22 protein-coding genes are annotated in these 25107 nt (G+C 74.6%); 13 read left to right on the top strand and 9 right to left on the bottom strand.

Annotated elements, in window-relative coordinates; all coding sequences use genetic code 11:
* Positions 1-38: 38 nt before the first annotated feature.
* Positions 39-3836, bottom strand: coding sequence for a choice-of-anchor I family protein (locus tag EI169_RS15010; RefSeq protein WP_125133033.1), 3798 nt, complete (start codon positions 3834-3836; stop codon positions 39-41).
* Between the two features lie 297 nt (positions 3837-4133).
* On the opposite strand from EI169_RS15010, the gene EI169_RS15005 reads away from it, so the two are divergent.
* From EI169_RS15005 to EI169_RS14995, 3 genes are read left to right on the top strand one after another with little or no spacing between them, the layout of a single operon-like run.
* Positions 4134-5333 carry an acyl-CoA dehydrogenase family protein gene (locus EI169_RS15005; protein WP_125133032.1) on the top strand — a complete coding sequence of 400 codons (1200 nt, stop codon included), beginning with the start codon at positions 4134-4136 and terminating at the stop codon, positions 5331-5333.
* Entirely contained in the window at positions 5330-6250 is a 921-nt protein-coding gene (gene mmsB, locus EI169_RS15000; protein WP_125133031.1) for a 3-hydroxyisobutyrate dehydrogenase, read from the top strand. The genes EI169_RS15005 and mmsB overlap by 4 nt, the downstream gene beginning before the upstream one ends.
* Positions 6247-7023 carry an enoyl-CoA hydratase-related protein gene (locus EI169_RS14995; RefSeq protein ID WP_125133030.1) on the top strand — a complete coding sequence of 259 codons (777 nt, stop codon included), beginning with the start codon at positions 6247-6249 and terminating at the stop codon, positions 7021-7023. Before mmsB ends, EI169_RS14995 begins: the two co-directional genes overlap by 4 nt.
* A gap of 60 nt (positions 7024-7083) precedes the next feature.
* Here the strand turns inward: EI169_RS14995 and EI169_RS14990 are convergent, their stop codons facing one another.
* Positions 7084-7611 (bottom strand): MarR family transcriptional regulator, encoded by a 528-nt coding sequence (locus tag EI169_RS14990; protein ID WP_125133029.1) that lies wholly within the window; start codon positions 7609-7611, stop codon positions 7084-7086.
* A gap of 99 nt (positions 7612-7710) precedes the next feature.
* On the opposite strand from EI169_RS14990, the gene EI169_RS14985 reads away from it, so the two are divergent.
* From EI169_RS14985 to EI169_RS14975, 3 genes are all read left to right on the top strand, one after another.
* A complete protein-coding gene (locus EI169_RS14985) occupies positions 7711-8487 on the top strand; it encodes an electron transfer flavoprotein subunit beta/FixA family protein (protein WP_125133028.1) in 777 nt (258 codons plus the stop codon).
* Positions 8488-8498: 11 nt separating this feature from the next.
* Positions 8499-9470: an electron transfer flavoprotein subunit alpha/FixB family protein gene (locus EI169_RS14980; RefSeq protein WP_125133027.1), complete on the top strand. Its 972-nt coding sequence runs from the start codon at positions 8499-8501 to the stop codon at positions 9468-9470.
* A gap of 200 nt (positions 9471-9670) precedes the next feature.
* Complete coding sequence (locus EI169_RS14975) at positions 9671-11197, top strand: cytochrome b/b6 domain-containing protein (protein WP_240640484.1); 1527 nt, start codon at positions 9671-9673, stop codon at positions 11195-11197.
* Between the two features lie 464 nt (positions 11198-11661).
* Here EI169_RS14975 and EI169_RS14970 read toward each other — a convergent pair whose 3' ends face one another.
* On the bottom strand, positions 11662-12312 hold the full coding sequence (locus EI169_RS14970) for an IclR family transcriptional regulator C-terminal domain-containing protein (protein ID WP_205783835.1): 651 nt from the start codon (positions 12310-12312) through the stop codon (positions 11662-11664).
* Positions 12261-12575 (bottom strand): helix-turn-helix domain-containing protein, encoded by a 315-nt coding sequence (locus EI169_RS16720; RefSeq protein ID WP_205783833.1) that lies wholly within the window; start codon positions 12573-12575, stop codon positions 12261-12263. The genes EI169_RS14970 and EI169_RS16720 overlap by 52 nt, the downstream gene beginning before the upstream one ends.
* Positions 12576-12694: 119 nt before the next feature.
* Between EI169_RS16720 and hutH the strand changes: the two genes are divergently transcribed.
* The 5 genes from hutH to hutI are packed head-to-tail and all read left to right on the top strand — an operon-like array spanning position 12695 to position 19488.
* A complete protein-coding gene (hutH, locus tag EI169_RS14965; RefSeq protein ID WP_125133026.1) occupies positions 12695-14233 on the top strand; it encodes a histidine ammonia-lyase in 1539 nt (512 codons plus the stop codon).
* Positions 14230-15867: a urocanate hydratase gene (gene hutU / locus EI169_RS14960; RefSeq protein ID WP_125133025.1), complete on the top strand. Its 1638-nt coding sequence runs from the start codon at positions 14230-14232 to the stop codon at positions 15865-15867. The genes hutH and hutU overlap by 4 nt, the downstream gene beginning before the upstream one ends.
* Before the next feature lie 2 nt (positions 15868-15869).
* On the top strand, positions 15870-17057 hold the full coding sequence (locus tag EI169_RS14955) for an allantoate amidohydrolase (RefSeq protein WP_240640483.1): 1188 nt from the start codon (positions 15870-15872) through the stop codon (positions 17055-17057).
* Positions 17054-18355 carry a formimidoylglutamate deiminase gene (locus EI169_RS14950; protein ID WP_125133024.1) on the top strand — a complete coding sequence of 434 codons (1302 nt, stop codon included), beginning with the start codon at positions 17054-17056 and terminating at the stop codon, positions 18353-18355. The genes EI169_RS14955 and EI169_RS14950 overlap by 4 nt, the downstream gene beginning before the upstream one ends.
* On the top strand, positions 18352-19488 hold the full coding sequence (gene hutI, locus EI169_RS14945; RefSeq protein WP_125133023.1) for an imidazolonepropionase: 1137 nt from the start codon (positions 18352-18354) through the stop codon (positions 19486-19488). The genes EI169_RS14950 and hutI overlap by 4 nt, the downstream gene beginning before the upstream one ends.
* Positions 19489-19545: 57 nt before the next feature.
* On the opposite strand, the gene EI169_RS14940 is transcribed toward hutI, so the two are convergent.
* The 3 genes from EI169_RS14940 to EI169_RS14930 all read right to left on the bottom strand — a co-directional run bounded on the left by EI169_RS14940 (position 19546) and on the right by EI169_RS14930 (position 21232).
* Positions 19546-19842, bottom strand: coding sequence for a hypothetical protein (locus EI169_RS14940; protein WP_205783831.1), 297 nt, complete (start codon positions 19840-19842; stop codon positions 19546-19548).
* Positions 19843-19929: 87 nt separating this feature from the next.
* A complete protein-coding gene (gene cofE, locus EI169_RS14935) occupies positions 19930-20712 on the bottom strand; it encodes a coenzyme F420-0:L-glutamate ligase (RefSeq protein ID WP_125133022.1) in 783 nt (260 codons plus the stop codon).
* Between the two features lies 1 nt (position 20713).
* Complete coding sequence (locus tag EI169_RS14930; RefSeq protein ID WP_125133021.1) at positions 20714-21232, bottom strand: GNAT family N-acetyltransferase; 519 nt, start codon at positions 21230-21232, stop codon at positions 20714-20716.
* Between the two features lie 130 nt (positions 21233-21362).
* On the opposite strand from EI169_RS14930, the gene EI169_RS14925 reads away from it, so the two are divergent.
* Positions 21363-21923, top strand: coding sequence for an acyl-CoA thioesterase (locus tag EI169_RS14925; protein WP_125133020.1), 561 nt, complete (start codon positions 21363-21365; stop codon positions 21921-21923).
* A 22-nt stretch (positions 21924-21945) separates the two neighbouring features.
* Positions 21946-23307, top strand: a complete 1362-nt coding sequence (locus EI169_RS14920; protein WP_240640482.1) for a hypothetical protein — start codon at positions 21946-21948, stop codon at positions 23305-23307.
* A gap of 371 nt (positions 23308-23678) precedes the next feature.
* On the opposite strand, the gene EI169_RS14915 is transcribed toward EI169_RS14920, so the two are convergent.
* Positions 23679-24275, bottom strand: a complete 597-nt coding sequence (locus EI169_RS14915) for a hypothetical protein (protein ID WP_125133019.1) — start codon at positions 24273-24275, stop codon at positions 23679-23681.
* Complete coding sequence (locus tag EI169_RS14910; protein ID WP_240640481.1) at positions 24272-24943, bottom strand: hypothetical protein; 672 nt, start codon at positions 24941-24943, stop codon at positions 24272-24274. The genes EI169_RS14915 and EI169_RS14910 overlap by 4 nt, the downstream gene beginning before the upstream one ends.
* Positions 24944-25107: the final 164 nt, after the last annotated feature.

Genomic DNA, 25107 nt, shown 5'->3' with positions numbered 1-25107 from the left:
TCCTGCGGTTCACGCGCGAGCGGTCGCCCGTTCTGTCGTCACGCGGTGGTGGTCCGCCGCTTGCGCAGGGTGACGGCGAGGCCGCCGGCGACCAGGAGGAGCGCGCCGGCCAGCGCGATGCCCCACGGCGTCTCGGCGCCGGTGGCCGCGAGGGCTCCGGGGCGCACGACGGTCACCCCGACCTGGATGGGGTCCTGCCCGGCGGTCGTGATCACGAGCCGGTGCGCGCCGAGGTCGAACCCGGCCGGGATCTGCACGGCGAACCGGGTCGTGCCCGACGCATCCGCCGCGGGGATGTTCGACACCGTGATCGGGGTGGAGAACAGCGTCGCCGCGACGCGCTGACCCGGGGTGAGCCCCGTGAGGGTGACCTGCAGAGCCGTGCCCTGCTCGACACGGCCGCCGTTGGAGAGCGCGACCTTCGCCCACGTGCCGCCGGTCTGCACGCCGGAACCCGGGATGCTGCCGCCCGGGTTCGCCGGGGCCGGCGGCGCGCCCGCACCCGGCGCCGTCGGCGACGGGGTGGGCGTGGGAGTGGTGGGCGGGGTCGACGTGCCTTCGTCGACGGGCGACGTGCCGACGAGGTACGCGCGGCCGAGCGGCGAGGGGGCGACCGTCTTCTTCGCGGCGAAGAAGTCCACCGTCGCCTGCAGGTCGATCTGCCCCGAGTCGGCCTTGCCGGTGCCCTGCGCGAACGACGTGAAGTTGTCGCCGCCGGCGGCGAGGAACGAGTTCGTCACGACCCGGTACGACGCGCTCGGGTCGATCTTCACGCCGTTCAGCTGCATCGACACGATGCGCGAGCCCTTCACGGCGTTCGGGTCGTACTCGAACGCGAAGCCCTTCGAGACGCCGAGCGCGAGCACGGGACGCGACGCCGACGCCGGCTGCCACTGCTCCTCGAGCACCGACTTCAGCTGGGCGCCGGTGAGCGAGAGGGTCACGAGCGTGTTGCCGAAGGGCTGCACGTTCGCAGCCTCGCGGTACGAGACCGAGCCGTTGTCCGAGCCGTAGAGGAGATCGGCGCGCAGGCCGCCCGGGTTCATGAACGCGATCTGCGCGTCCTGGCCGTTGAAGCCCGGGTTCTCGCTCGTGGCCCACAGGTAGACGTCCGCCACGGTATTGCCGAGCGTCGAGTACGCGCCCCGGTCCTCGCCGCCCTGCGCCGTCTTGGCCCGGGTGATGTCGGCGGTGATCTTCCCGACCTCCACCTGGCCCTTCACGTCCGCCGTCTGACGCGCCTGGGCGACGATCGCGGCCGTGGCCGGCTGCGGGTAGGCGATGTACTGCCCCACCGTCGCGTCGTACAGCGACCGCACGCCGGGCGTGATGGAGACGAGCTTGCCCGCGTCGTCGAGGTCGATGTCCAGGGTGCCGAGGTTCGTGCCGTACTGGCCGGCCTGGATCACCGGCCGCCCGCCGATCTCGCACGCGTACTTCTGGTGCGTGTGGCCCGACACGATCGCGTCGATGTCCTTCGATGCGCCGCGGACGAGGTCGCCGTAGTCGCCGGACTCGGTGGCGATGGCCGCGCAGTCCGTGCCTTCGGAGCCCTCGTGGGCGAGCAGCACGACGATGTCGGCACCGGCCTTGCGCGCGTTCTTCGCCTCCCGGTTGGCCGCCTCGACCTGGTCGCCGAACTCGATGCCGGCGATGCCGGACGGGTCGACGATGCCGGCCGTCTGCTCCGTCACGGTGCCGACGAAGGCCACCTTCGTGCCGTCGACGTCCTTGATCGTGTAGGGCTTCAGGGCCGGGGTCTTCGTGCCCTTGACGTACACGTTCGCGCCGAAGGCGAAGTCCTTGCCGCCGTCGGAGTCGGGCTCACCCGTCGCGTAGCGCGGGATGACGCGCCCCGTCAGGTCGTCGAACCCCTGGTCGAACTCGTGGTTGCCCACGGCGCTGACATCCAGCGTCGCGGCCTTCAGAGCGTCAATGGTGGGGTTGTCCTGGTCGATGAACGACTCGAACGCGCTCGCACCGATGTTGTCGCCGGCCGACACGAGCAGCGTGTTCGGGTTCTGCTGGCGGTACTTCTCGACGGCGCCCGCCACGACGGCCGCGCCCGCGACCCCGCCGGTCTCCGGCACGAGCCGGCCGTGGAAGTCGTTGATCGAGAGGATCTGCAGATCGGGCTTCGTGCCCACGAGCGAGCGCACGTCGAACACCGTCGTCGTGCCCGACACCTCGTTGCCCACCACGAGCAGCGGCGAGGCGGTGGGCGAGCGGAGGGCCGAGACGAAGGTCAGCCCCTCCGGGCCGAGGTCGCCCGCGGCGGCGGTCTTGACGTCCTTGGTCGCGTCGCGGTTGTTGACGTACGTGACGTACGCGGCCTTCGTGGGGTCGGTGATGTCGTAGACCATCACGCCGCCGGCGCGCTCGAGACCGATGAACGCGTAGGTCCGGCCGTCGACGACGCCGATCACGACGCCCTCGGGCTCGGGGCCCTTGTCGTCGCTGCGGTCGTCGACGGAGTTGTTGTCGTTCGACACGTTGAACAGCTGCGGCGCGACGCGCTTGAGCGTCTGCTCGAACTGGTCGCCCGAGTCGAAGACGAGCGTGCCCTTCGTGTCCCAGATCGAGAACGAGCGCCCGCCGTACGCGTACAGCTCGCCGTAGCAGCCGTCGGCGGTCTTGCCGAGGTCGGTGATGATCTTGAGGCGTCCGATCTGGGCGTCGGCGGTCTGCGAGGCCTGGGGGCTCGTCGCGCAGATCGCGCCGAGGCCGTTCTTGCCGAGGTCCTTCACGCGGGCCTCGTCGATGAACGAGCCCCACTCGCGGCCGTCGCCCTCGTTGGCGGTCACGAGGTAGGTGCCGGTCTTGCCGGCCACGCTCGCGCTGTACGAGGCGATCGCGTCGGGCATGTACACGCCCTTCACGCCGGGCAGGGCGCGGATGTCGGCGGCGCCGTCCTTGTCGGACGGATCGATGCCGTTGCCGGCCACGCCGAAGTCCTTGTACCCGAGCGGGAGGATCGAGGTCACCTCGGCCTTGACGAGGTCGACCACGGCGATCGCGTTCGCCTCCTGCAGCGTCGCGTAGGCAGTGGTGCCGTCGACCGTGATGTACTCCGGTTCGAGGTTGCGGCTGACGCGGTTGGTGGCGAGGGTCGCGGGGTCCTGTCCGGGCGCGGCGACGTCGGGGCCGAAGACGCGCACCCGCGGGTCGAGGGGCTTGGAGCCCCCGGGCTCGAACGCGCGGAAGCCAGCCGTCGCGACGTCCTTCTGGGCCGGCGAGGCGATCGTCGTCGGCAGCTTCACGACGCCGATGGACCCCTCCGGGTCCACGGAGAAGTCGTTCGCGGGCTCGGCCTCGTTGGCGACGACCGCGTAGGCGCCGTCCTTCGAGATCGTCACCATGTCGGGGAGCGCGCCGACCGTCACCTGGCCGAGCTTGGCCGCGTCGCCGTCCTTGTTCGCGTCGAAGAACAGCAGGAATCCGGGATCGGTCTTCGTCGTCGCCTCGAACGCGACCACGCCGAGGCCGTCGTCGCGGATCGCGAGGGAGTTCGCGACGCCGGCCGCACCGATCGAGAACAGCTTCACGGGCTTCGTCGGGTCACTGCTGTCGAGCACGTCCACCGAGCCGGCCTGAGCGTTGACGGTGAAGATGCGGTTCCTGTACGTCTGGACGATCTCGGCGGCCGAGGCCTTGTAGGAGCCGGTCTCGTACGTGCCGATCGGCGCGACGCCGATCGGTGCGCCGGCGGCGGTGTCGGAGACGACGGGCGAGACGATCGCGGCGGAGGCCGCGGTCGCGCCGGTCAGCGCGAGCGAGCAGGCGGCCGTGGTGGTCGCGGCGATCGCGACGGCACGGCGCAGGAGGGTCGAAGGCATGCGTGTCCTCGGTGCAGGGGGTTCGGGATCGGCCCCTGGCGTTGCCGCGCGCGGGGGTCGCGGACGACCCTGCCCGCCCTCGGTGACGCCCGAGTGAACGCGGCGCGAACATCCGCCCCGTCGCCGTCGAAAAAGGGCGAATCGGCCGGATGCAGCAGGTCTCGCGTCCTTTCGTCCTGCATTCGGCCGATTCGCCCGCCTTCCCCGCGCAAGGAGCGCGGACGGGCTAGGAGATAGTAGGGCGTCCTAGTAATGTGGCGGGTGCGGCGAAGGCGCCGCATCCGAGAGGAACGACACATGGACGCCACCCCTGTCCCCGTGCTCGAGCCGGTCGCCATCAGCGACGAGGAACGAGCTGCCATCGTCGAGGCCGTCCGCGAGTACGCGGCCGCCGAACTCGCCCCGCACGCGCTCCAGCGCGACCGGGACGAGGAGCTGCCGCTCGAGAGCCTCCGCCGCGGCGGCGAGCTCGGGCTCGGCGCGCTGTTCGTGCGCCCCGACGTCGGCGGCACGGGCCTCGGCCGCGCCGACGCGGTGCCGATCTTCGAGGAGCTCGCCGCGGCCGACCCCGCGATCGCGTCGTACATCTCGATCCACAACATGGTCGCCACGATGATCGACCGCCACGGCACGCCCGACCAGCGGAAGCGCTGGCTGCCGGGTCTCGCGGCGATGACCGACCTGAGCGCGTATTGCCTCACCGAGCCCGGCGCCGGATCGGATGCGGCGGCCATCACGACCTCCGCCATCCGCCAGGGCGACGAGTTCGTGCTGACCGGCGTCAAGCAGTTCATCTCGGGCGCCGGTTCGGCCGCCGTGTACGTCGTCATGGCCCGCACCGGCGAGCCGGGTGCGCGCGGCATCAGCGCGTTCCTCGTGCCCGCCGACGCCGACGGGCTTTCGTTCGGGCCGCCCGAGCACAAGATGGGCTGGCGCGCGCAGCCCACCCGCCCCGTCATCCTCGACGAGGTCCGAGTGCCGGCGTCCGCGATGCTCGGCACGGAGGGGCGCGGTTTCGCGATCGCGATGCAGGCGCTCGACGGCGGCCGCATCAACATCGCCGCGTGCTCGCTCGGCGGCGCCCGCGAGGCGCTGGACCGCGCGGTGCGCTACGTGCACGAGCGCTTCACGTTCGGCGAGGCCCTCGCGCAGAAGCAGGCCGTGATGTTCGCGGTCGCCGACATGGCCACCGAGCTGAGCGCTGCGCGCCTGCTCGTGCACGACGCGGCGGTCGCTGTGGACGCCGGCACCCCCGACGCGTCGGCGCGCGCGGCGATGGCCAAGCGCTTCGCGACAGACGTCGGCTTCCGCGTCGCCAACGAGGCGCTGCAGCTGCACGGCGGCTACGGCTACCTCGCCGACTACGGCATCGAGAAGATCGTGCGCGACCTGCGCGTGCACCAGATCCTCGAGGGCACGAACGAGATCATGCGCCTCGTGATCGCCCGGAGCGTCCTGGGGAGCGAGGCTCGCGGCACCGACGGGCGGGCGGCATGACCGGGCGCATCGCCTTCCTCGGCCTCGGACACATGGGCCTGCCGATGGCGGCGAATCTGGCCGCCGCCGGGCACGACGTGAGGGTGTTCGACGTCGTCCCGGCAGCCCGTGATGCGGCGCGCGAGCGCGGCCTCGCGGTCGCGGAGTCGGGCGCGGATGCGGCGGCCGGCGCCGCGGTCGTCTTCACGATGTTCCCCGAGGGGGCGCACGTGCTCTCGGCCTACCGCGGCGACGACGCCGCGGTAGGCCTCCTCGCCGCCGCGGCGTCCGGCACCCTCTTCGTCGACTGCTCGACGATCGCCGTCGACGACGCGCGCGCGGCGCACGCGCTCGCCGAGGCGGCCGGCCACCGCAGCCTCGACGCCCCGGTCTCCGGCGGCGTCGTGGGGGCGGAGAACGGCACGCTCGCGTTCATGGTCGGCGGCGCCGCATCCGACCTCGACGAGGTGCGGCCCCTGCTGGAGGCGATGGGCGCGCGCATCGTCCACTGCGGCGGCGCCGGCCTCGGGCAGGCGGCGAAGATGTGCAACAACATGATCCTCGGCGTCAGCCAGATCGTCGTGGCCGAGGCCTTCGTCCTCGGCGAGCGGCTCGGCCTCGCGCCCGAAGCGCTGTACGACGTCGCGGCGCACGCGTCGGGGCAGTGCTGGGCGCTCACGGTGAACTGCCCCGTGCCCGACATCGTGCCGACCAGTCCCGCGTCGCACGACTACCGCCCGGGCTTCGCCGGCGCGCTCATGGCCAAGGATCTCGGGCTCGCCGAGCGCGCGATCGCCGAGACGGGCGTCGAGGCCCGCATGGGGCTGCTCGCCCGCGAGATCTACAAGGCCTTCGCATCCGGGCCCGGCGCCGGGCAGGATTTCTCCGGGGTGATCCACTCCATCCGGTCGGAGAGCGCAGCGCGAGGGGTGTCATGACGGCATACGAGACGATCATCGTCGAGCAGAAGGGCCGCGTCGGCTGGATCACGCTGAACCGCCCGGATGCGCTCAACGCCCTGAACACGCAGGCGATGCGCGAGATCGTGGCCGCCGCCGAGGCGTTCGACGCCGACCGCGGCGTCGGGGCGATCGTCGTGACGGGCTCCGAGCGCGCGTTCGCCGCCGGCGCCGACATCAAGGAGATGGAGGGCAAGTCCTCCGTCGACATGGTGCTCGACGAGCACTTCGGCGCGTGGAGCCGGTTCGCGGCCGTGCGCACGCCGGTGATCGCCGCCGTCGCCGGCTACGCCCTGGGCGGCGGCTGCGAGCTCGCCCTCATGTGCGACATCGTGCTCGCCGCCGACACGGCGCAGTTCGGCCAGCCGGAGATCACGCTCGGCGTCATCCCCGGAATGGGCGGCAGCCAGCGGCTCGTGCGCGCGATCGGCTTCTACAAGGCCGCCGACCTCGTGCTGACCGGGCGCCGGATGCTGGCCGACGAGGCCGAGCGGGCGGGCCTCGTCTCGCGCGTCGTCCCCGCCGCCGACCTGCTGACGGTCGCGGGGGAGGTCGCCGACCAGATCGCCGCGCGGTCGCTGCCGTCGCTGTACGCCGCGAAGGCGGCCCTGGATGCGGCACTCGAGACGCCGCTCGCGGAGGGGCTCCGCTACGAGAGCACCGTGTTCGCGTCACTGTTCGCCACCGCCGACCAGAAGGAGGGCATGGCCGCCTTCCGCGAGAAGCGCGCCCCCGGGTTCACCCACCGGTGAGCGCCGGGGACACGTCGCGCGCGGGTCGGCCGGCCGGGCCGGCCGTCATGCGGGGCCGGCTCACAGGGGCGGCGGCTGCGGCGCGGGGTCGGCGAAGTCGCCGGCGTTCCTGCGGAACCGCGCGATGATGCGCACGAGTTCGCGCTCGTCGCCGTCGTCGAAGCCGAGGTCGGCGAACACGGCGTTGAGCGCCGTCGTCGCCTCGTCGACGCGCGCGCGTCCGGCGTCGGTCAGCACGAGCAGGGCCGCCCGGCCGTCGGTCGGGTGCGGCTCGCGGCGCACGAGCCCGTCGCGGGCGAGCCGCTCGACCGTGCTCGTCACGCTCGTCGCGTGCACCTGCAGCCGGGCCACGGCGCTCGCGAGCGGGATGCGGCCCTCCCGCGTGAAGGCGAGCATCCGCAGCAGCTCGAACCTCGCGAAGGTGAGGTCGAGCGGACGCAGCGCGGCGTCGATGCGCGCGAACGCGAGCTGCTGCGCCCGCACGAGCGAGATGACCGTCGTCATGCCGTCGGCCGCCGCATCCCAGCCGTGCGCGAGCCACTGCCGCTTCGCCTCGGCGATCGGATCCACCCGCAGCCGCTTGACCATGACGCCTCCCCTGCGCCCACGGTATCCGGCCGTCGCCGGCACGCCGAGGGCGCGGCGGGCGCGCCGCCTAGACTCGATCCGACGTGAGGAGCCCCATCGATGAGGATCGTCGTTCTCGTGAAAGAAGTGCCCGACACGTGGGGGGATCGCACCCTCGATCTGGAGACCGGACTGGCCGATCGCGGTGCATCCGAGGCCGTGCTCGACGAGATCGGCGAGCGCGCGCTCGAGGTCGCGCTGTCGTACGCCGACGCGCACGCGGGCACCGAGGTCGTCGCGATCATGATGGCCCCCGAGTCGGCCGCTGCGACGCTGCGGAAGGCTCTCGCGATGGGCGCGAGCTCCGCCGTGCACGTGGCGGACGAGAAGCTCCACGGCGCCGACCTGTCGCTGACCGCCGACGTGCTCGCCGCCGCCGTCCGTCGCGCCGGGGCCGATCTCGTCGTCACCGGCAACCTCTCCACCGACGGCGCGGGCGGTGTGCTCCCCGCGATGCTCGCCGAGCACCTCGCCCTCCCGCAGCTGACGGCGCTCACGAGCGTCGACGTCGCCGACGACCGCGTCGCGGGTACGCGCGCGTCCGACGCCGGGACGGTGTCGGTCTCGGCGCCGCTTCCCGCCGTGATCTCGATCACCGAGGCGCTGCCGGACGCCCGGTTCCCGAACTTCAAGGGCATCATGGCGGCCAAGAAGAAGCCGTTCGAGACGCTGACGGCCGCCGACCTCGGCGTCGACCCCGAGGACTTCTCGGTGCCGCGGGCGATCATGGTGTCGGTCGCGCAGCGCCCGCCCCGCGCGGCGGGGACGAAGATCGTCGACGAGGGAGACGCGGGCACGCAGCTCGCCGACTTCCTCGTGCAGAACCGGCTGGCGTGAGGGGCGACGATATGACGAACGACATCCTGGTGCTCGCCGAGACGACGCCCGACGGCGCGCTCGCGTCGTCGGCCGCGGGCCTGATCGGCGCCGCCGCCGGTATCGGCACGCCGGTCGCGCTCGTGGTCGCGCCGGCGGGAAGCGGCGACGCGCTCGCCGCCGCCGCGGGCGCGCTCGGTGCCGCCCGCGTCCTGGTGGCCGACGCCGACGCCGCGGCGCTCACCGTCCCCGTGGTCGACGCGCTCGCCGCCGCGGTGGCGGCCGTGCAGCCCGACGCCGTGCTCGTGGCGAACTCGATCGAGGGACGCGATGCGGCGGGCCGCCTGGCCGCGCGCCTGCGTCTCGCCCTCGCCGCCGACGCGGTCGGCGTCGTGCGCGACGACGAGGGCGTCGTCGCCGAGCACTCCGTCTACGGCGGTGCGTACACGACGACCGCCGCCGCCACCTTCGGCCCGCTCGTGGTGACCGTCCGCCAGGGGGCCGTCGACGCGCGCGCCGCCGGGGTGGACGCACCCGCGATCGAGCGTCTCGACGTCGCCGCATCCGGGGCGCCCGCCGCGCACGTCGACGGCTTCGAGGCCGCTGTCGCGACCTCCGCCCGACCCGAGCTGCGGGGGGCCGCGCGCGTGGTGTCGGGCGGCCGCGGGCTCGGCTCGGCGGAGAGGTTCGCGCTCGTCGAGCAGCTCGCCGACGCGCTCGGCGCCGCCGTCGGCGCCTCGCGAGCGGCCGTCGACGCCGGGTACATCGCCTCGACCGCGCAGGTCGGTCAGACGGGCGTCTCCGTGTCGCCGCAGCTGTATGTCGCCCTCGGCATATCCGGGGCGATCCAGCACCGCGCGGGGATGCAGACGGCCAAGACCATCGTCGCGATCAACAAGGATCCCGACGCCCCGATCTTCTCGATCGCCGACTTCGGCGTCGTCGGCGACGTCTTCACGGTCGTGCCGCAGCTGATCGCGGCGCTCGAGGAACGCAAGAAGTGAGCCCGGCGCTCCGGCGCGGTTTGCCGCGCGTGCGCGGCGGCGAGCCGTGGCCTCCCGCCGATGCCGTGGGCGCGGCCGAGCCCGCTCCGGCTCCGGCGGAGGCGGCTGCGGATGGGGTCGCTGCATCCTCGGCGGTGGCGGTTGCGAAGGGAGCGGGCTCCGGAGCGGACGGGTTGCGGGCGGATCCGGTGCCGCCGGCCGTGGATGCTGCGCCCGCGAGCACGGGTCGCGCCCGGACGGCCGCCGCACCGGCGCTGCGCCGCGGCCTTCCGCGTGTGCCCGGCGGCGAGGCGTGGCCGCCCGCGGCGGCGTCCGCCGGATCGCGGGCGGATTTCGTGCAGCCGGGCGCGGACTTCGCGCCCGCGAGCGCGGGCGGCGCCCGCAACGCCGCGCCGGTCGCGGCGCCCGAGCCCGCCGCATCCGATGTCCGGGAGGCCGGGTCGTCGCGGCCGCCCGAGACCGAGGTCGCCGCGACCGCTGCGGTGGGCGGGCGGATGCTGCGCCGCGGCCTGCCGCGCGTGCCCGGCGGCGAGCCGTGGCCGCCCGCGGGCATCGCCGCACCCGCGTCCGTCGCCCCTCCCGCCGAGGCGCCGCGGGCGGCGTCGCACACGGCTGCCGCGTCGGTCGACACGGATGCGCCGGCCCCGGCGTCCGAGCCCGCCGCGGCCGCGCCGGCGCCCGCCGCATCCGCGGTCGAGCTCGCCCCGGCGTCCGCCGCAGCGCCGGCCGTCCCCGACGGACCGCGGCCGCCGCTGCCGTTCCCGCGCACGGTGCGGGCGGGGGCCGCCGCATCCGCCCCGCGCACGCCGGCGCCCGAGCCGGTCCGCATCGGACCGTACACGCGCGGCCAGTGGGCGGGTGCGACGCTCGTCGTCGGCGCCGCGCTGCTGATCGCGGCGGGCATGGCGGTCGCGGCAGTGCGATTCCTGCTGTCGACGACGGCGGGTCAGGACTTCCTCGCAGCCTTCCCCGGCGAGTACCACCTGCCCGCGAGCGCGCCGGTCGGGCTTCCGGCGTGGCTCGGGTGGCAGCACTTCCTCAACGGCTTCTTCATGCTGCTGATCATCCGCACGGGGCTGCAGGTGCGGCGCGAGAAGCGGCCCAGCATCTTCTGGTCGCCGCGCGGCAACAAGAAGCGCAAGATCAGCCTCGCGCTGTGGACGCACCAGGCGATCGACCTGCTGTGGGTGCTCAACGGCGTCGTGTTCATCGTGCTGCTCTTCGTGACCGGCCAGTGGATGCGCATCGTGCCGACCTCATGGGAGGTCGTCCCCAACGCGATCTCGGCGGGCCTGCAGTACGTGTCGCTCGACTGGCCGACCGAGAACGGCTGGGTGAACTACAACAGCCTGCAGCAGCTCGCGTACTTCGCGACGACGTTCATCGCCGCGCCGCTGGCGATCGTCACGGGCGTGCGCATGTCGGGGCTGTGGCCGAAGAACGCGGCGACTCTCAACCGGCTGTATCCGGTCGAGTGGGCGCGCAAGGTGCACTACCCGGTCATGCTGTACTTCGTCGCGTTCATCGTCGTACACGTCGCGCTCGTGTTCGCGACAGGCGCCCTCCGCAACCTCAACCACATGTACGCGGCGCAGGATGCGGTGAACTGGACGGGGTTCTGGATCTTCGTGGCATCGCTCGTGGTGATGGCCGCCGGCTGGATCGCCGCCCGTCCGCTCGTCCTCGTGCCGATCGCGCGCCTCTTCGGCACGGTCAAGGGCCGCTGACCCCGCCGCGCACGCTGCGCCGCGCCGCGACCGCTGCGTCGGAGGTTCGCGCGTGCGTCGGAGCGTGGGGCGCGGATCCTCCGACGCCGACGCGATCCTCCGACGGTGCGCGCGTGCCGAGCGCGGACTCGGACGGCGGCCGCGGATTCGGATGCTCCGGCTCGCCGCATCCGCGCCCGCGTCCGTCGCCAAATCCGCTCCACGGATGGTCGCCCACGTCCGGCTCGCCGCATCCGCGTCCGCGTCCGCGTCCGCGTCCGCTCCACGATGGTCGCCCACGTCCGGCTCGCCGCATCCGCGTCCGCGTCCGCGCCCGCGCCCGCGTCCGCATCCGCGCCCGCGTCCGGGCTGGCGTCGCACCCGGTGCGGGCGAATCGGCCCGAATCAGTACGTTCTGCGCGAATTCCTCCTGCATCCGGCCGATTCGCCTGTGTTCGGCCGCGCTGCGCGCGCCGGCGGCGGGGTCAGCGGCCGGCGAGGCGCGCGGTGAGCGCGGCGGCGGCCTGCCGCACGGCGGCGCCGAGCCCCGCCTCGACGGCGGCCTGCCGCACGGCGGCGCCGAGCCCCGCCTCGACGGCGGCCTGCCGCACGGCGGCGCCGAGCCCCGCCTCGACGGCGGCGGCGTGCCGCACGGCGGCGCCGAGCTCCGCCTCGACGGCGGCGCCGAGCTCCGCCTCGACGGCGGCGCCCCGCTCCGTCTCCACCCCCGCGGACACGGCGCTTTCCACGCGGAAGGTCACGCCGACGGATGCGACGGGGTAGCCGTTGCGGTCGACCGCCGCGGCGGCGACCGAGGCGTAGCCGGCCGTGATCTCGCCGTCTTCGCGGGCCCAGCCGCGTCGGCGGGTGTCGCGTAGCAGCGCGTCGAGCTCGCCGAGCGTGGCCGGCCCCGGACCCACCCGCCGGTACAGCGCGTCGCGGTGCGGGTACAGTGCCCGCACCTGGTCGCGGGAGAGCATCGCGAGCGCCGCACGCCCGGTTGCGGTGAGGTGCGCCGGCAGCCGCACGCCGACGTTCGACACCGTCGTCGGCGCGCGCGGCGCCGACACCCGGTCGACATACGTCACGTCGGCCCCGGCGACGGACGCGCCGGTGAGCACGGCGAGATGCCCCACGACCGGGAGGGCGGCGGATGCGGCGAGCCGCTCGAGCAGCGGATGCGCCAGGCGCGCAGCCGGTCGGTGTGGAGCGACCCCGCTCCGATCTCCGACACGAGCGACGACAGCCCGTACGCGCGCTCCTCCGGGTAGTGCACGAGGAAGCCCTCGTCCATCATCGCGCGGGCCAGCTGGTACAGCGACGACCGCGGCACTCCGAGCTCGCGCGCGAGGGTCGCGGCGGGCACGGGGGCGGTGCGCTCCGCGAGGAGTCGCAGCATCCGGAGCGCGTATCGGGCAGCGGGAGCCGCCATCGCCACCTCCGCAGTGTCTGAGATCCCAGACACCATATCGCCCGAACCGGGCGCGCGAGCGAGCGCCGACCGGCTTCACTGGCGGCATGCAGGACATCGTCGTGGGCACCGCGCCCCTCGCCATCGCCGACGCCGTCGCCGTCGCCCGCCACGGGGCGCCCGTGCGCCTGAGCGACGACGCCCTCGAGCGGATGCGGCACACCCGCGCCGTGATCGAGCGACTCGCGAGCGACACGGCGCCCCACTACGGCGTGTCGACGGGCTTCGGCGCCCTCGCGACGACCCCCATCCCGCCCGCCGACCGTCGGCAGCTGCAGCGCTCGCTCGTGCGCAGCCACGCCGCGAGCGCGGGACCCGAGGTCGAGCGTGAGGTCGTGCGGGGCACGATGCTGCTGCGCCTGGCGACGCTCGCGACCGGGCGCACCGGCGTCCGCCCGCTCGTGGCCGAGACCTACGCCGCGCTCCTGAACGCCGGCATCACCCCGATCGTCGGCGAGTACGGCTCGCTCGGCTGCTCGGGCGACCTCGCACCGCTCGCGCACTGCGCCCTCGCCGCGATGGGCGAAGGCGACGTGCGCGACGCAGCGGGGAAGCGGATGCCCGCCGCCGCGGCGTTGGAGGCCGCGGGCATCGAGCCGCTCGTGCTCGAGGAGAAGGAGGGCCTCGCCCTCATCAACGGCACGGACGGCATGCTCGGCATGCTGGCGCTCGCGATCACCGACCTCGATCTGCTGCTGGCCACCGCCGATGTCGCCGCGGCGATGAGCGTCGAGGGCGTCGCGGGCACCGACTCGGTCTTCGCCGCCGACCTGCACGCCCTGCGGCCGCACCCGGGTCAGATCGCGTCGGCCGCGGCCATGCGGGCGATGCTCGAGGGCTCGCCCGTCATCGCCGCCCACCGGTCGACCGGCTTCACGCGCGTGCAGGACGCGTATTCGCTGCGGTGCGCGCCGCAGGTGCACGGCGCCGCGCGCGACACCGTCGAGCACGCGCGCACGGTCGCCGGACGCGAGCTCGCGAGCGCGATCGACAACCCCGTCGTCACGCTCGACGACCGCGTCGAGTCGAACGGCAACTTCCACGGTGCGCCCGTCGGCTACGTGCTCGACTTCCTCGCGATCGCGGCCGCCGACGTCGCGAGCATGAGCGAGCGGCGCACCGACCGGATGCTCGACCGCGCGCGCAGCCACGGGCTGCCGCCGTTCCTCGCGGGAGATCCGGGCGTCGACAGCGGGCACATGATCGCGCAGTACACGCAGGCCGGAATCGTCAGCGAGCTCAAGCGGCTCGCGGTGCCCGCATCCGTCGACTCGATCCCGACGAGCGCGATGCAGGAGGACCACGTGTCGATGGGCTGGAGCGCCGCGCGCAAGCTCCGCCGCGCGATCGACGGCCTCACGCGCGTGCTCGCGATCGAGGTGCTCACCGCCGCGCGCGCGATCGACCTGCGCGGCGAGGGCTCCGCCCCTGCCTCGGCGCGCGTCGTCGCCGAGCTGCGCACGCGCGTCGAGGGCCCCGGCCCCGACCGCTACCTGTCGCCCGAGATCGCGGCGGCCACCGACCTGGTCGCCAGCGGTGCCGTCGTGCGCGCCGCGGGCGTCGCCCCGAAGGAGGAGAACCGATGACCCGTGCGTATCGCGGCTCGACGCTGCACACCCTCGGCTGGCCGCAGGAGGCGGCACTGCGGATGCTGCAGAACAACCTCGACCCGGAGGTCGCCGAGCATCCCGAGCAGCTCGTCGTCTACGGCGGCACCGGCAAGGCGGCGCGCGACCACGCGAGCCTGCGCGCGATCATGCGGACGCTGGAGACCCTGCGCGGCGACGAGACGCTGCTCGTGCAGTCGGGGAAGCCGGTCGGCGTGCTGCAGACGCACGAGTGGGCGCCGCGCGTGCTGCTGGCGAACTCGAACCTCGTCGGCGACTGGGCGACCTGGGACGAGTTCCGCCGCCTCGAGCAGCTCGGGCTCACGATGTACGGGCAGATGACCGCCGGGTCGTGGATCTACATCGGCACGCAGGGCATCCTGCAGGGCACGTACGAGACCTTCGCCGCGGTCGCGGCGCAGCGCTTCGGCGGGAGCCTCGCCGGCACGATCACCCTCACCGCGGGCCTGGGCGGCATGGGCGGCGCGCAGCCGCTCGCCGTCACGATGAACGACGGCGTCGCGATCTGCGTCGACGTCGACCCGTCGCGCATCGCCCGCCGCATCGCGCACGGCTACCTGGACGTGCAGGCCGACAGCCTCGACGACGCGCTCGCCCAGGCGTACGCGGCGCGCGACGCCGAGCGGCCGCTGTCGATCGGCGTGCTCGGCAACGCCGCCGAGGTGCTGCCGGAGCTCCTCGCCCGGGGTGCCGAGATCGACATCGTCACCGACCAGACGAGCGCGCACGACCCGCTCGCGTACCTGCCGATCGGTGTCGCGTTCGAGGACGGGGCCGACGCCCGCCGGGACCCCGGCTTCGTGCAGCGGGCGCGGGAGTCGATGGCGGTGCACGTCGAGGCGATGGTCGGGTTCCAGCGGGCCGGCGCCGAGGTTTTCGACTACGGCAACAACATCCGCACCGAGGCGAAGGCCGCCGGCTACGCCGACGCGTTCGCGTTCCCCGGCTTCGTGCCGGCGTACATCCGGCCGCTGTTCGCCGAGGGCAAGGGGCCGTTCCGCTGGGCGGCGCTCAGCGGCGAGGCATCCGACATCGCCAAGACGGATGCGGCGGTGCTGGAGCTGTTCCCCGAGAACGCGTCGCTCGCCCGCTGGATCCGCCTCGCGCGCGAGAAGGTGCATTTCCAGGGCCTTCCCGCCCGCATCTGCTGGCTCGGGTACGGCGAGCGGGATGTCGCGGGGCTCCGCTTCAACGACATGGTCGCGTCGGGCGAGCTCGCCGCGCCGCTCGCGATCGGCCGCGACCACCTCGACTCCGGCTCGGTCGCGAGCCCGTACCGGGAGACCGAGGCGATGAAGGACGGCTCCGACGCGATCGCCGACTGGCCGCTGCTGAACGCGCTCGTCAACACCGCCTCGGGCGCGAGCTGGGTGTCGATCCACCACGGCGGCGGGGTCGGCATCGGCCGCAGCATCCACGCCGGCCAGGTCACGGTCGCCGACGGCACTGCGCTGGCGGGGGAGAAGATCGCCCGCGTGCTGCGCAACGACCCCGGCATGGGTGTGCTGCGGCACGTGGACGCCGGCTACGACGAGGCGATCGCCACCGCCGACGAACGGGGCGTGCGGGTGCCGATGCGCGAGGGCGACTGACCGTGCTGCTCGACGAGCTCGAGGGCGTCGGGCGCTCGCCCGACGGCGGCGTCACCCGCTTCGCGTGGACGCGCGCCGACGCCGAGCTGCGCGAGTGGTTCGCCGCCCGCGCGGCCGCGGTCGGGCTCGACGTCGAGGTCGACGGCAACGGCAACCTCTGGGCCTGGCACGGCGCCGACCTCCCCGGCGACGCGTTCGTGGTCGGCTCGCACCTCGACAGCGTGCGCAGCGGCGGGCAGTGGGACGGCCCGCTCGGCGTGGTCGCCGCGCTCGAGGCCGTCGGGCGGCTGCGCACCGAGGGCTGGCGGCCGACGCGGCCGTTCGCGATCGCCGTGTTCGCCGACGAGGAGGGCGGCCGCTTCGGCGTCGCGTGCCTGGGCTCGCGGCTGCTCGCCGGAGCGATCGCGCCCGAGCGCGCCCTCGCCCTCCGCGACGACGACGGTACGACCCTCGCCGACGCGCTGCGCAGCGCGGGCCTCGAGCCCGCGCGGGTGGGCGCCGACCCCGCCCGCGTGGCCCGGATCGGCGGGTTCGTCGAGCTGCACGTGGAGCAGGGCCGGATGCGGCTTCCGGGCGGTGCACGCGGCCTCGCCGGCGCCGGGCGCGCCCTGGGTGTCGCGAGCGAGATCTGGCCGCACGGACGCTGGCGCCTCGACCTCGCGGGGCGCCCCGACCACGCCGGCACCACTGCGCTCGCCGACCGCGACGACCCCGTGCTCGCGATGGGTCGCGCGATCGTGGCGGTGCGCGACGCGGCCGAGGAACTCGGCGTGCTCGCGACGGTCGGCCGCGTGGCGGTGCATCCGGGAGCCGTCAACGCGATCGCCGCGCGCGCATCGCTGTGGATCGATGCGCGCGGCGGCGACCCCGATCGGGTGCGGGCGCTCGTCGCGCGCATCGAGTCCTCGGCGGGAGCCGCGGCGGCCGAGGAGAGCTGGACCGCGGTGACGCGCTTCGACCGCGCCCTCACGGTGGAGGCCGCATCCGTCATCGGCGCCGACGTGCCGGTGCTCCCCTCCGGGGCCGGCCACGACGCCGGCGTGCTCGCGCTCGCGGGCGTGCCGACGGCGATGATCCTCGTCCGCAACCCCACCGGCGTCTCGCACGCGCCCGACGAGCGCGCCGAGGAGGCCGACGCCCTCGAAGGCGTACGCGCGCTCGCCGACCTCATCCGGAAGCGCACCGCGTGAGCGCGTACTGGCTCGCCCACGCGGTGGTCGACGGGGACGTCCAGGCCGACGTGCGCGTCTCGCACGACGGCGGGGTGATCACCGCAGTGTCGATCGGCGCGGCGGCGGAGCCGGGCGACGTCGTGCGCGACGGGCTGACGCTGCCGGGCATCGCGAACGCGCACTCGCACGCGTTCCACCGCGCTCTCCGCGGCCGCACCCACGGCGACGGCGGCGATTTCTGGGCGTGGCGCGAGCGCATGTACGCCGCCGCCGCACGGCTCGATCCCGAGCGCTATCGTGCGCTCGCGACGGCGTTCTTCGCCGAGCTGCTACAGGCCGGGTACACCGCCGTCGGCGAGTTCCACTACGTGCACGGTCCTCGATCGGCGCCGGACCCCACCACGGTCATGGCGGAGGCGGTCACGCAGGCCGCGCGCGACACCGGCATCCGCCTCACGCTCCTGCACACGCTCTACCGCCACGGCGGGCGGGACGACGCCGGCCGGGCGCTGCCCCTCGCTCCCGAGCAACGCGCGTTCGGCGACCGGGACGTCGACGTGTGGCTCGGGCGGCACGAGCGGATCGCGGTCGGCGGCACCGTGCGGCGCGGCGCGGCGGTGCACTCGCTCCGCGCGGTCGACCCCGACGACATCGCCCGCGTCGCCGCGTCGATCGGCGGCGAGCCGCTGCACGCCCACGTGTCGGAGCAGCCCGTCGAGAACGCGCAGGTCGCGGCCGCCTTCGGCCGGACGCCGGTCGCGGTGCTCCGCGACGCCGGTGCGCTCGGACCGCGCTTCACGGCCGTGCACGCGACGCATCTGACCGACGCCGACATCGCCGACCTCGCCGGCAGCACGGTGTGCGCGTGCCCGACGACCGAGCGCGACCTCGCCGACGGCATCGGACCGCTCCGCGCGCTCGCCGATGCCGGGGCGCGGCTCGCGATCGGCAGCGACCAGCACGCCGTCGTCGACCCGTTCGACGAGCTGCGGGCGCTCGAAGGGCACGAGCGGCTGCGCACCGGCCGCCGCGGCCGCTTCTCGCCGCGCGCGCTGCTCGACGCCGCCACGGTCGACGGCTACCGGAGCCTGGGGTGGATCGGCGGCATCGCGGTCGGGGCCGCGTGCGACCTCGTCACGGTCGCGACGGCCTCACCGCGCACGGCGGGCGCCGACCTCGACCAGCTGTGGCTCGCCGCATCCGCCGCCGACGTCACCGACGTCATCGTGGCGGGAGAGCCGGTCGTGTCGGGCGGGGTGTCGCGCGCGGGCGACGTCGGCGCGATGCTGGACGCGGCGCTGCGGGAGGTGCGATGACGACGACCGTGATCCGCGGCATCGGCGAGCTGACGACGTGGGACGACGAGCGCCCGGTGCGGCACGGGGCGGCGCTCGTGCTCGAGGACGGCGTCGTCCGCTGGGTCGGTGACGACGCCGCCGCGCCCGCCGCCGACCAGGCGATCGACGCGGACGGATGCGCCGTCATCCCGGGCTTCGTCGACAGCCACAGCCACGTCGTGTTCGCCGGCGACCGGGCCGACGAGTTCGCCGCGCGCATGGCGGGCGAGCGGTACGCAGCAGGGGGAATCCGCCGGACGGTGCGGCTCACGCGCGCGGCGTCGGACGACGCGCTCCTCGCGCGTGCGCGCACCCTCGTGGCCGAGATGCGCCGCCAGGGCACGACGACGGTGGAGATCAAGAGCGGCTACGGCCTCACCGTCGCCGACGAGGAGCGTGCGCTGCGCCTCGCCCGGCAGCTCACCCCCGAGACGACGTTCCTCGGCGCGCACGTCGTGCCCGAGGAGTACGCCGACGACCGCGCCGCGTACGTCGAGCTCGTGTGCGGGCCGATGCTCGACGCGTGCGCGCCGCACGCCCGCTGGATCGACGTGTTCTGCGAGACCGGCGCCTTCGACGAGGACGAGGCGCGTCGCATCCTCCTCGCCGGGCGCGACCGCGGCCTCGGCCTGCGCATGCACGCCGGGCAGCTCGCCGAATCGGGGGCCGTGCGCCTCGCCGTCGAGCTCGGCTGCGCGAGCGTCGACCACTGCACATTCCTCGGCGAGGGGGACGTCGCCGCGCTCGCCGCATCCGACACCGTCGCGACGCTCCTGCCGGGCGTGGAGTTCTCCACGCGCCAGCCGTCCCCGTCGATGCGGCGGCTGCTCGACGCCGGCGCGGAGGTCGCGCTCGCCTCGGACTGCAACCCCGGCTCGTCGTTCACGTCGTCGATGCCGTTCTGCATCGCCGTGGCCGTGCGCGACATGGGCGCGACGCCGCTCGAGGCGCTGCGCGCGGCGACCCTCGGCGGCGCGCGAGCCCTCCGCCGCGACGACGTCGGGCACCTCCGCGTGGGCGCGACCGGCGGCGCCGTGCTCCTCGACGCCCCCTCGGCCGTGCACCTCGCCTACCGCCCCGGCGTGCCGCTCGTCACCCGCGTCGTCGCCTGAGCCCCGCCGGCCGCAAAACCGGGCAAATCGGCCGAGATCAGTAGTCCGCGCGCCGTTTCATCCTGCATCCGGCCGATTCGCCTGCTCTCGGCGCGCGGCAGGGGTCAGCGGAGGCGGACGCCGGGCAGGGCCTCGACCGCGTCGGCGAGCTCGGCCACGGGCCGGCGGCCGTCGAGCTCGAGGGTCGCCCGCCGCGAGGAGCGCCGTCATCCGCGGCTCGTCCCCCGGGCCGCCGTCGCCGTCGGTCCACCCGTCGAGGTCGGTGTCGACCGTGCGGTGCCCGCGCGCGGCGAGCTCGGCGAGGAGCGTCGACGTGCCCGCGCCCGACATCCCCGTGATGAGCACGCTCGCCATCCGCTCACCGTACCCGCCCTCCGCTGACCGCATGCCCCACTTTCCGCGGAAAGTGGGACAAGCCCGCGGCGCGGGCGGGCGAGGACGTCAGGCGGATGCGGCGCCGGCGGCGAAGCCCGCGGCGTAGGCCTCGTCGGCACCGAGGTGGAACATGTCGCGCTCGGCGGGCCGCACGATCGAGCGCGCGCCGGGCAGGTCGAGGTCGCCCACGAGGTCGGCGCGACCGCGGACGACGGCGACGGGGCGGCGCGAGGCCTTGCCCTTGACGAGGTCGGCGGCCGAGGCGAGCTCGTCGGCGACGCACGGCATCGTCACGACGAGGGGCCGCCCCTCCGCATCGGTCGAGCCGCGGAGGTCTTCGAACACGTGCACGCCGGCCGCGCCGATCGCCGCGTCGGTCTGGCCCTCGCGCCACGCGCGGCCGAGGGTGTCCGACACGATGACGCCGATCCGCGCGCCGGTGCGGGCGCGGAGGCCCTCCGCGAGGGCGCGAGCCGACGCATCCGGATCCTCCGGCAGCAGCAGCACGGTGCCCTCCGGCGTGTTCGACGCGTCGACGCCGGCCGCCGCCGACACGATGCCCAGGCGGTTCTCGACGATGCGCGTGACGTGCCCCGACGGCGCCGTGCGCGTCGCGACCACGCGCACGGTCTCGGCCGTGATCGCGTCCTCGCGGTCGTCGGCGGCGAGGATCCGGCCCTCGGCCTTGGACACGATCTTGCTCGTCACGACGAGGATGTCGCCGTCGCGGAGGACCAGCTCCGGCCCCCCGGCGCGCACCGTCTCCGCCGCCGCATCCGCGATCGCCGACACGAGGTCGGCGCCCGGCGTGATCTCGTCGATGCCGTCGAGCGCCCAGACCTGCAGCACGTCAGCGGACGAAGCGCACCTCGGTGAGGCTCTCACCGAGGAACGGCTCGTCGTGCGAGGCGCCGTCGAGCGTGAAGCCGTTGCGCGTGTAGAAGCGGTGCGCGCGGGGGTTGTCCTCGGCGACCCACAGGTACACGCCCTCGTCCGGCTCGACGGCCGCGTCGAACAGCTGCTGCCCGATGCCGGTGCCGTGCCACGCGTCGAGGAGGTAGATGAAGTACAGCTCGCGCTCGCGCGGGGCGTCGTCGTCGCGGGCGGGACCCGACCCGACGAAGCCGACGATGTCGCCCTCGACGAGGGCGGCGCGCATCCTGTACTCGGGGCCCTGTGCGGCCCAGTGGGTCCACAGCTCCGCCATGCGTCGGGCCGACACGCGCTCGAGCGCGGCAGTGCTGATGAGGTGGTCGTAGGTCTCGTGCCAGCAGGTGGCGTGCACGCGGCCGAGTGCTTCGGCGTCCACGTCGCGCACCGGACGGACGACGACGTCGCGCTGGATCTCGGCGGGGATCTCGGGGCTCATGGCGAGACTCTACGCGGGGGTCCGCGGCGCGGGAAATCGGCCGGAAGAGGGTGTATACGGCCATGCGGCCATTGTGCGGAGCGCACAACGGAATGGTCGGATCGACCGCTGCTGGCTACGATCGCCGCTCGTGAACGTCCTGTGGCGCACCCTCCTCGTCCTCGCCCGCGCGCGCCGTCTCGTGCGCCGCGGCCGCTCGCTCGACCCGACCGCGGTGAGCCGCCTGCCGCTGCGGACGCTCCCCACCGACATCGACGTGCTCCGCCACATGAACAACGGCCGCTACCTGTCGCTGTTCGACCTCGGCCGGTGGGACCTGCTGGTGCGCACGGGCCTGCTCGACGCCACGCGCGAGCGCGGCTGGTACCCCGTCGTCTCGAGCGAGACGATCACGTTCCGCAAGTCCCTGCAGCTGTGGCAGCGCTTCGTCGTCGAGACGCGCTTCCTCGGGCACGACGACCGCGCGCTGTACCTCGAGCACCGCGCGGTGGTCCGCGGCGAGATCTACGCGCGCGCGATCATCCGGGCGCGGATGCTGCGCCGCGGCGGCGGCACCGTCGACCACGACGAGCTCTTCGCCGCCGTGGGGCGGCCCGAGGGGCTTCCGGACGTGGAGCCGTGGGTGCACGAGTGGGCCGCCGCATCCGCCCTGCCCTCCACACGCCGTCCGGCGCCGAGCGACTGGGACTGACGCGCGCCGCTACGGTGAGAGCGTGCGCGCGGTGCTCGGACTGAGCGGGCGACTCCTCGTCGCCCACTGGCCCGCGCTCGTCGCGTGGTTCCTCGCCGGCACGCTCGGCCGGTACATCGGCATCCAGCTCGCGGGCTTCGTCGGCGGCTACTCCGCCCTGGGCGGCCTGCTGCTGCTGCCGCTGGCGATCCTCGCGAAGTGCGTGAGCGTCGTGGCGATGTTCCTCGTGCTGCGCGACGGCATGGTCCGCCTGCGCGTCATCGCGCCCCCGCCCGACGACGCCGCGGCGCGACGTGCGGCGTTCCGCGACGCGCTGCTGTCGGCGATCCTGCCGTTCTTCGCGGTGTACGCCGCGCTCGGGTTCCTCCGCGAGGACGTGGCGGCGTACCTCTCGCGCGCGCTCGCGGTGCAGACCGGCCGCCAGTGGGATGCGCTGGCCGCCGGCGTGACGGTCGACACGTCGGGCGCCGTCGACGACCTGCGCCTGGAGCCGTGGACGGTCGCCATCGTCGTGCTCGCCTTCGCCGGTCGCTGGGCGTGGAAGCGCTGGCAGGCGCGGCTGCCGCGGGGCAGCGCCGTCGGCGCGGCCTACCTCGAGGCGCTGTGGGTGTTCCTCGTCGCGTACGGCGTGGGGGAGCTCCTCGGCGCCGTGACGGCGTGGGTGCAGTCGCGGCAGGCGATCGCGTGGCTGACGGGGCTGCGGGCATGGCTCGGCGACGTGTTCGCCCCGCTCGGGTGGGCGTGGGACGCGGTGGGCTGGGTCATCCGCGAGGCGGGCGCCGTCGTGCTCGTGCCGCTCGCGTGGCTCACGATCGCGGGCGTCATCTACGGCCAGGCCGTGACTCCGGAGGGCGTCCGCATCCGCGGTGCGCTGGTCGAGCGCGCGCGCACGCGCTTCGGCCGGGTGCCCGAGCGCCTGCGCCGGCGCCTGGGCGACCTCGGGTCCGACGTGGGGGCGCGCTTCCGGCCGATCTGGCGCGCGATCGTGCTGATGTGGCGGGGCGGACCGCTCCTGATCGCCGGGTACCTCTTCGCGTACGCGGTGCTGATCCTCGGCGAGCGCTGGCTCGGCTTCGGGGTCACACGGCTCGTCGGCCCGCACGACCTGCAGACGTTCTGGCAGGCCTTCGCCGTGCCGATCCTCCTCGTCGTGCCGCTCGTCGTCGAGACGCTGCGCACGGTGCTCGTCGCCGGCGCGTACGACGCGACGATCGGCGCGCTCATCGGCGCGCCCATGGTGGCGTCAGGCGGGAAGGACGAGTCGCAGGTAGCGCGGGAACTCGTTCGGGAGGCCGAGCTCGAGACCGAGCGGGCCGACGACGTCGGCGGGGATGAGGAACGCGACCCGCGCGGTGAACGGCCCGGGTTCGTCGCTCCCGCATAGGCCGCGAGCGTCGTACCAGTCGATCGACGCGGGCGCCTCGCGCCAGGCCCGGCCGGCGCCGGAGAGCTCGCGGAGCGTGACGAACGCGCAGGGCGCCACCTCGTCGCCGGGGTCGACGGGCACCTCGACGACGAGGAGCCGCGTGTCTGCGGGCGCCCCGCGCTCCGCCGCATCCGGGGCGTCGGCCGCGGTGGCCGGACCCCACTCGACGTCGTCGAAGGCCGCGGCGCTCCCCGCGTCGACCGTGACGGGCACGAGCGCGCTCTGGCGCGCAAGCGGCCACCACTCGTTGCCGGTCACGACGACGCCCGTGAGCACGGCGAGAACGGCGGTCGCGACGAGCCCGCCGCGGTTGCGACGCAGCCACCCGTTCACGCCGCCCATCCCGTCTCGCGGAGAGCGGTCTCGTCCTCGCGCGCCACGTCAGCGAGGTCGAGCGGGATGCGGATGACGGCGTCGAGGCGTGTGTCGTCGTCGCCGGCGAGCTCGAGCACGGCCTCGTCGTCGGCGAGGTCGGCGGGCAGCTCGAAGGCGAGGCTCCCCGCGAGCGGGATGCCGACGGACAGATGCTCCTTCGCGAACGATGCCGGGCGCTCGCTCGCACTGTAGGTCAGGCCGTCCACGATCAGCACGGCGTGGTCGAACAGGGCGTCCGCCTCGGTCACGAGCGCCTCCGCCGCGACGTCGACGACGAGCCACGTGCCCTCGGCGCGCCATGCGCCGGCCGTCACTGCGTCGGCCACGCGCGGCGAGGTCACGGTCACGGCTATCGCGCGCGCCTCGACGCGCTGGTCGAGCGCCCCCGCCACGACGAACGGGTCGACGTTCACGTCCTCGTCCGGTGTGATGCGCACGATCCCCCAGGCCGCGACGAGGAGCACCACCGCGATCGTCCACACCGCCCACGGCCGCAGGTTCCGCGGGCGCCGCGAGCGCCGTTCGGCGGCGGCGAGCTCTGCCGCGGTCATCCGCCCGCTCCGTCCCCAGCCGCAGCGTCCACGCCGGCGCCGACGTCGGTCGCCGGCACGGCGACGCGCGCCGCGAGCACGGGGTCCGACCACGACTCGCCCTGGAGGACGAAGGTGCCGCGATACAGGCTCAGGTCGCGCAGCTCGACGTCGAGCGTGTCGCCGTCGCGCACCTGACCGCCGCCCACGGCCCACGTCAGGACGAGCTGCGCGGGCACCCTCGGCTGCAGCGTGGGGTTCTCGCCGGTGTCGTCGAATCGCGCGATCGCGGCGGGGCCGACGTCGCCGAGCGCGGCGACGCGCACGACGTCCTCCAGCCCGCCGCTTCCGGTGGACGGCAGCGGGCGATCCCACCGGTTCTCGACCGTGACGACGACGGCGAGCACGCGCTGCCACGCCGGGACACGGATGCCCGCCTCGGGCAGGGAGTCGATGAGCACGGCCCGCTCGACGGTGACCGCGAACTGCGCGCTCTCGTGCGTCTCGCCCGCGTCGAGGGTCGCGATCGGGGGCGCGGCGGCCGCGCTCAGCCCGCCGAAGCCGGCGGTCACGCCGAGGAAGAGCGCCGTGAGGATCCCCGCGAGCCACCCCGTCGGCACGCGGTCGAAGGCCGCCGGCAGCCACCGCCGCCACAGCGCAGCGGTCCGCGGCGCCCTGTCCTCCGTCACGCGCGACAGCCTAGGGCGTCCGCCGCTGGGCGTCCCCGCTCGCTCGTCGTATCCCGTGCGGATTCGGCGTCGAGTCGCGCGATATACGCCGAGCGAACAGGGGTGGAGGGGGGCGGATGCGGCGGTGCGGGCGGGTCTCGCGGGCACGGGCGGCTCGCGTCCCT

Source organism: Microbacterium sp. 10M-3C3 (assembly GCF_003931875.1).
GTDB lineage: Bacteria > Actinomycetota > Actinomycetes > Actinomycetales > Microbacteriaceae > Microbacterium.
This window is presented reverse-complemented; position numbering and strand designations above follow the sequence as displayed.

Coding starts and splice junctions, on each gene's coding strand:
- mmsB (WP_125133031.1), top strand. CDS start 5,330: ATGACCGGGCGCATCGCCTTCCTCGGCCTCGGACACATGGGCCTGCCG.
- EI169_RS15010 (WP_125133033.1), bottom strand. CDS start 3,836: ATGCCTTCGACCCTCCTGCGCCGTGCCGTCGCGATCGCCGCGACCACC.
- hutH (WP_125133026.1), top strand. CDS start 12,695: ATGCAGGACATCGTCGTGGGCACCGCGCCCCTCGCCATCGCCGACGCC.
- hutI (WP_125133023.1), top strand. CDS start 18,352: ATGACGACGACCGTGATCCGCGGCATCGGCGAGCTGACGACGTGGGAC.
- EI169_RS14985 (WP_125133028.1), top strand. CDS start 7,711: ATGAGGATCGTCGTTCTCGTGAAAGAAGTGCCCGACACGTGGGGGGAT.
- EI169_RS14990 (WP_125133029.1), bottom strand. CDS start 7,611: ATGGTCAAGCGGCTGCGGGTGGATCCGATCGCCGAGGCGAAGCGGCAG.
- EI169_RS14940 (WP_205783831.1), bottom strand. CDS start 19,842: ATGGCGAGCGTGCTCATCACGGGGATGTCGGGCGCGGGCACGTCGACG.
- EI169_RS14980 (WP_125133027.1), top strand. CDS start 8,499: ATGACGAACGACATCCTGGTGCTCGCCGAGACGACGCCCGACGGCGCG.
- hutU (WP_125133025.1), top strand. CDS start 14,230: ATGACCCGTGCGTATCGCGGCTCGACGCTGCACACCCTCGGCTGGCCG.
- EI169_RS15005 (WP_125133032.1), top strand. CDS start 4,134: ATGGACGCCACCCCTGTCCCCGTGCTCGAGCCGGTCGCCATCAGCGAC.
- EI169_RS14995 (WP_125133030.1), top strand. CDS start 6,247: ATGACGGCATACGAGACGATCATCGTCGAGCAGAAGGGCCGCGTCGGC.
- EI169_RS14930 (WP_125133021.1), bottom strand. CDS start 21,232: ATGAGCCCCGAGATCCCCGCCGAGATCCAGCGCGACGTCGTCGTCCGT.
- EI169_RS16720 (WP_205783833.1), bottom strand. CDS start 12,575: ATGCTGCGACTCCTCGCGGAGCGCACCGCCCCCGTGCCCGCCGCGACC.
- EI169_RS14915 (WP_125133019.1), bottom strand. CDS start 24,275: ATGACCGCGGCAGAGCTCGCCGCCGCCGAACGGCGCTCGCGGCGCCCG.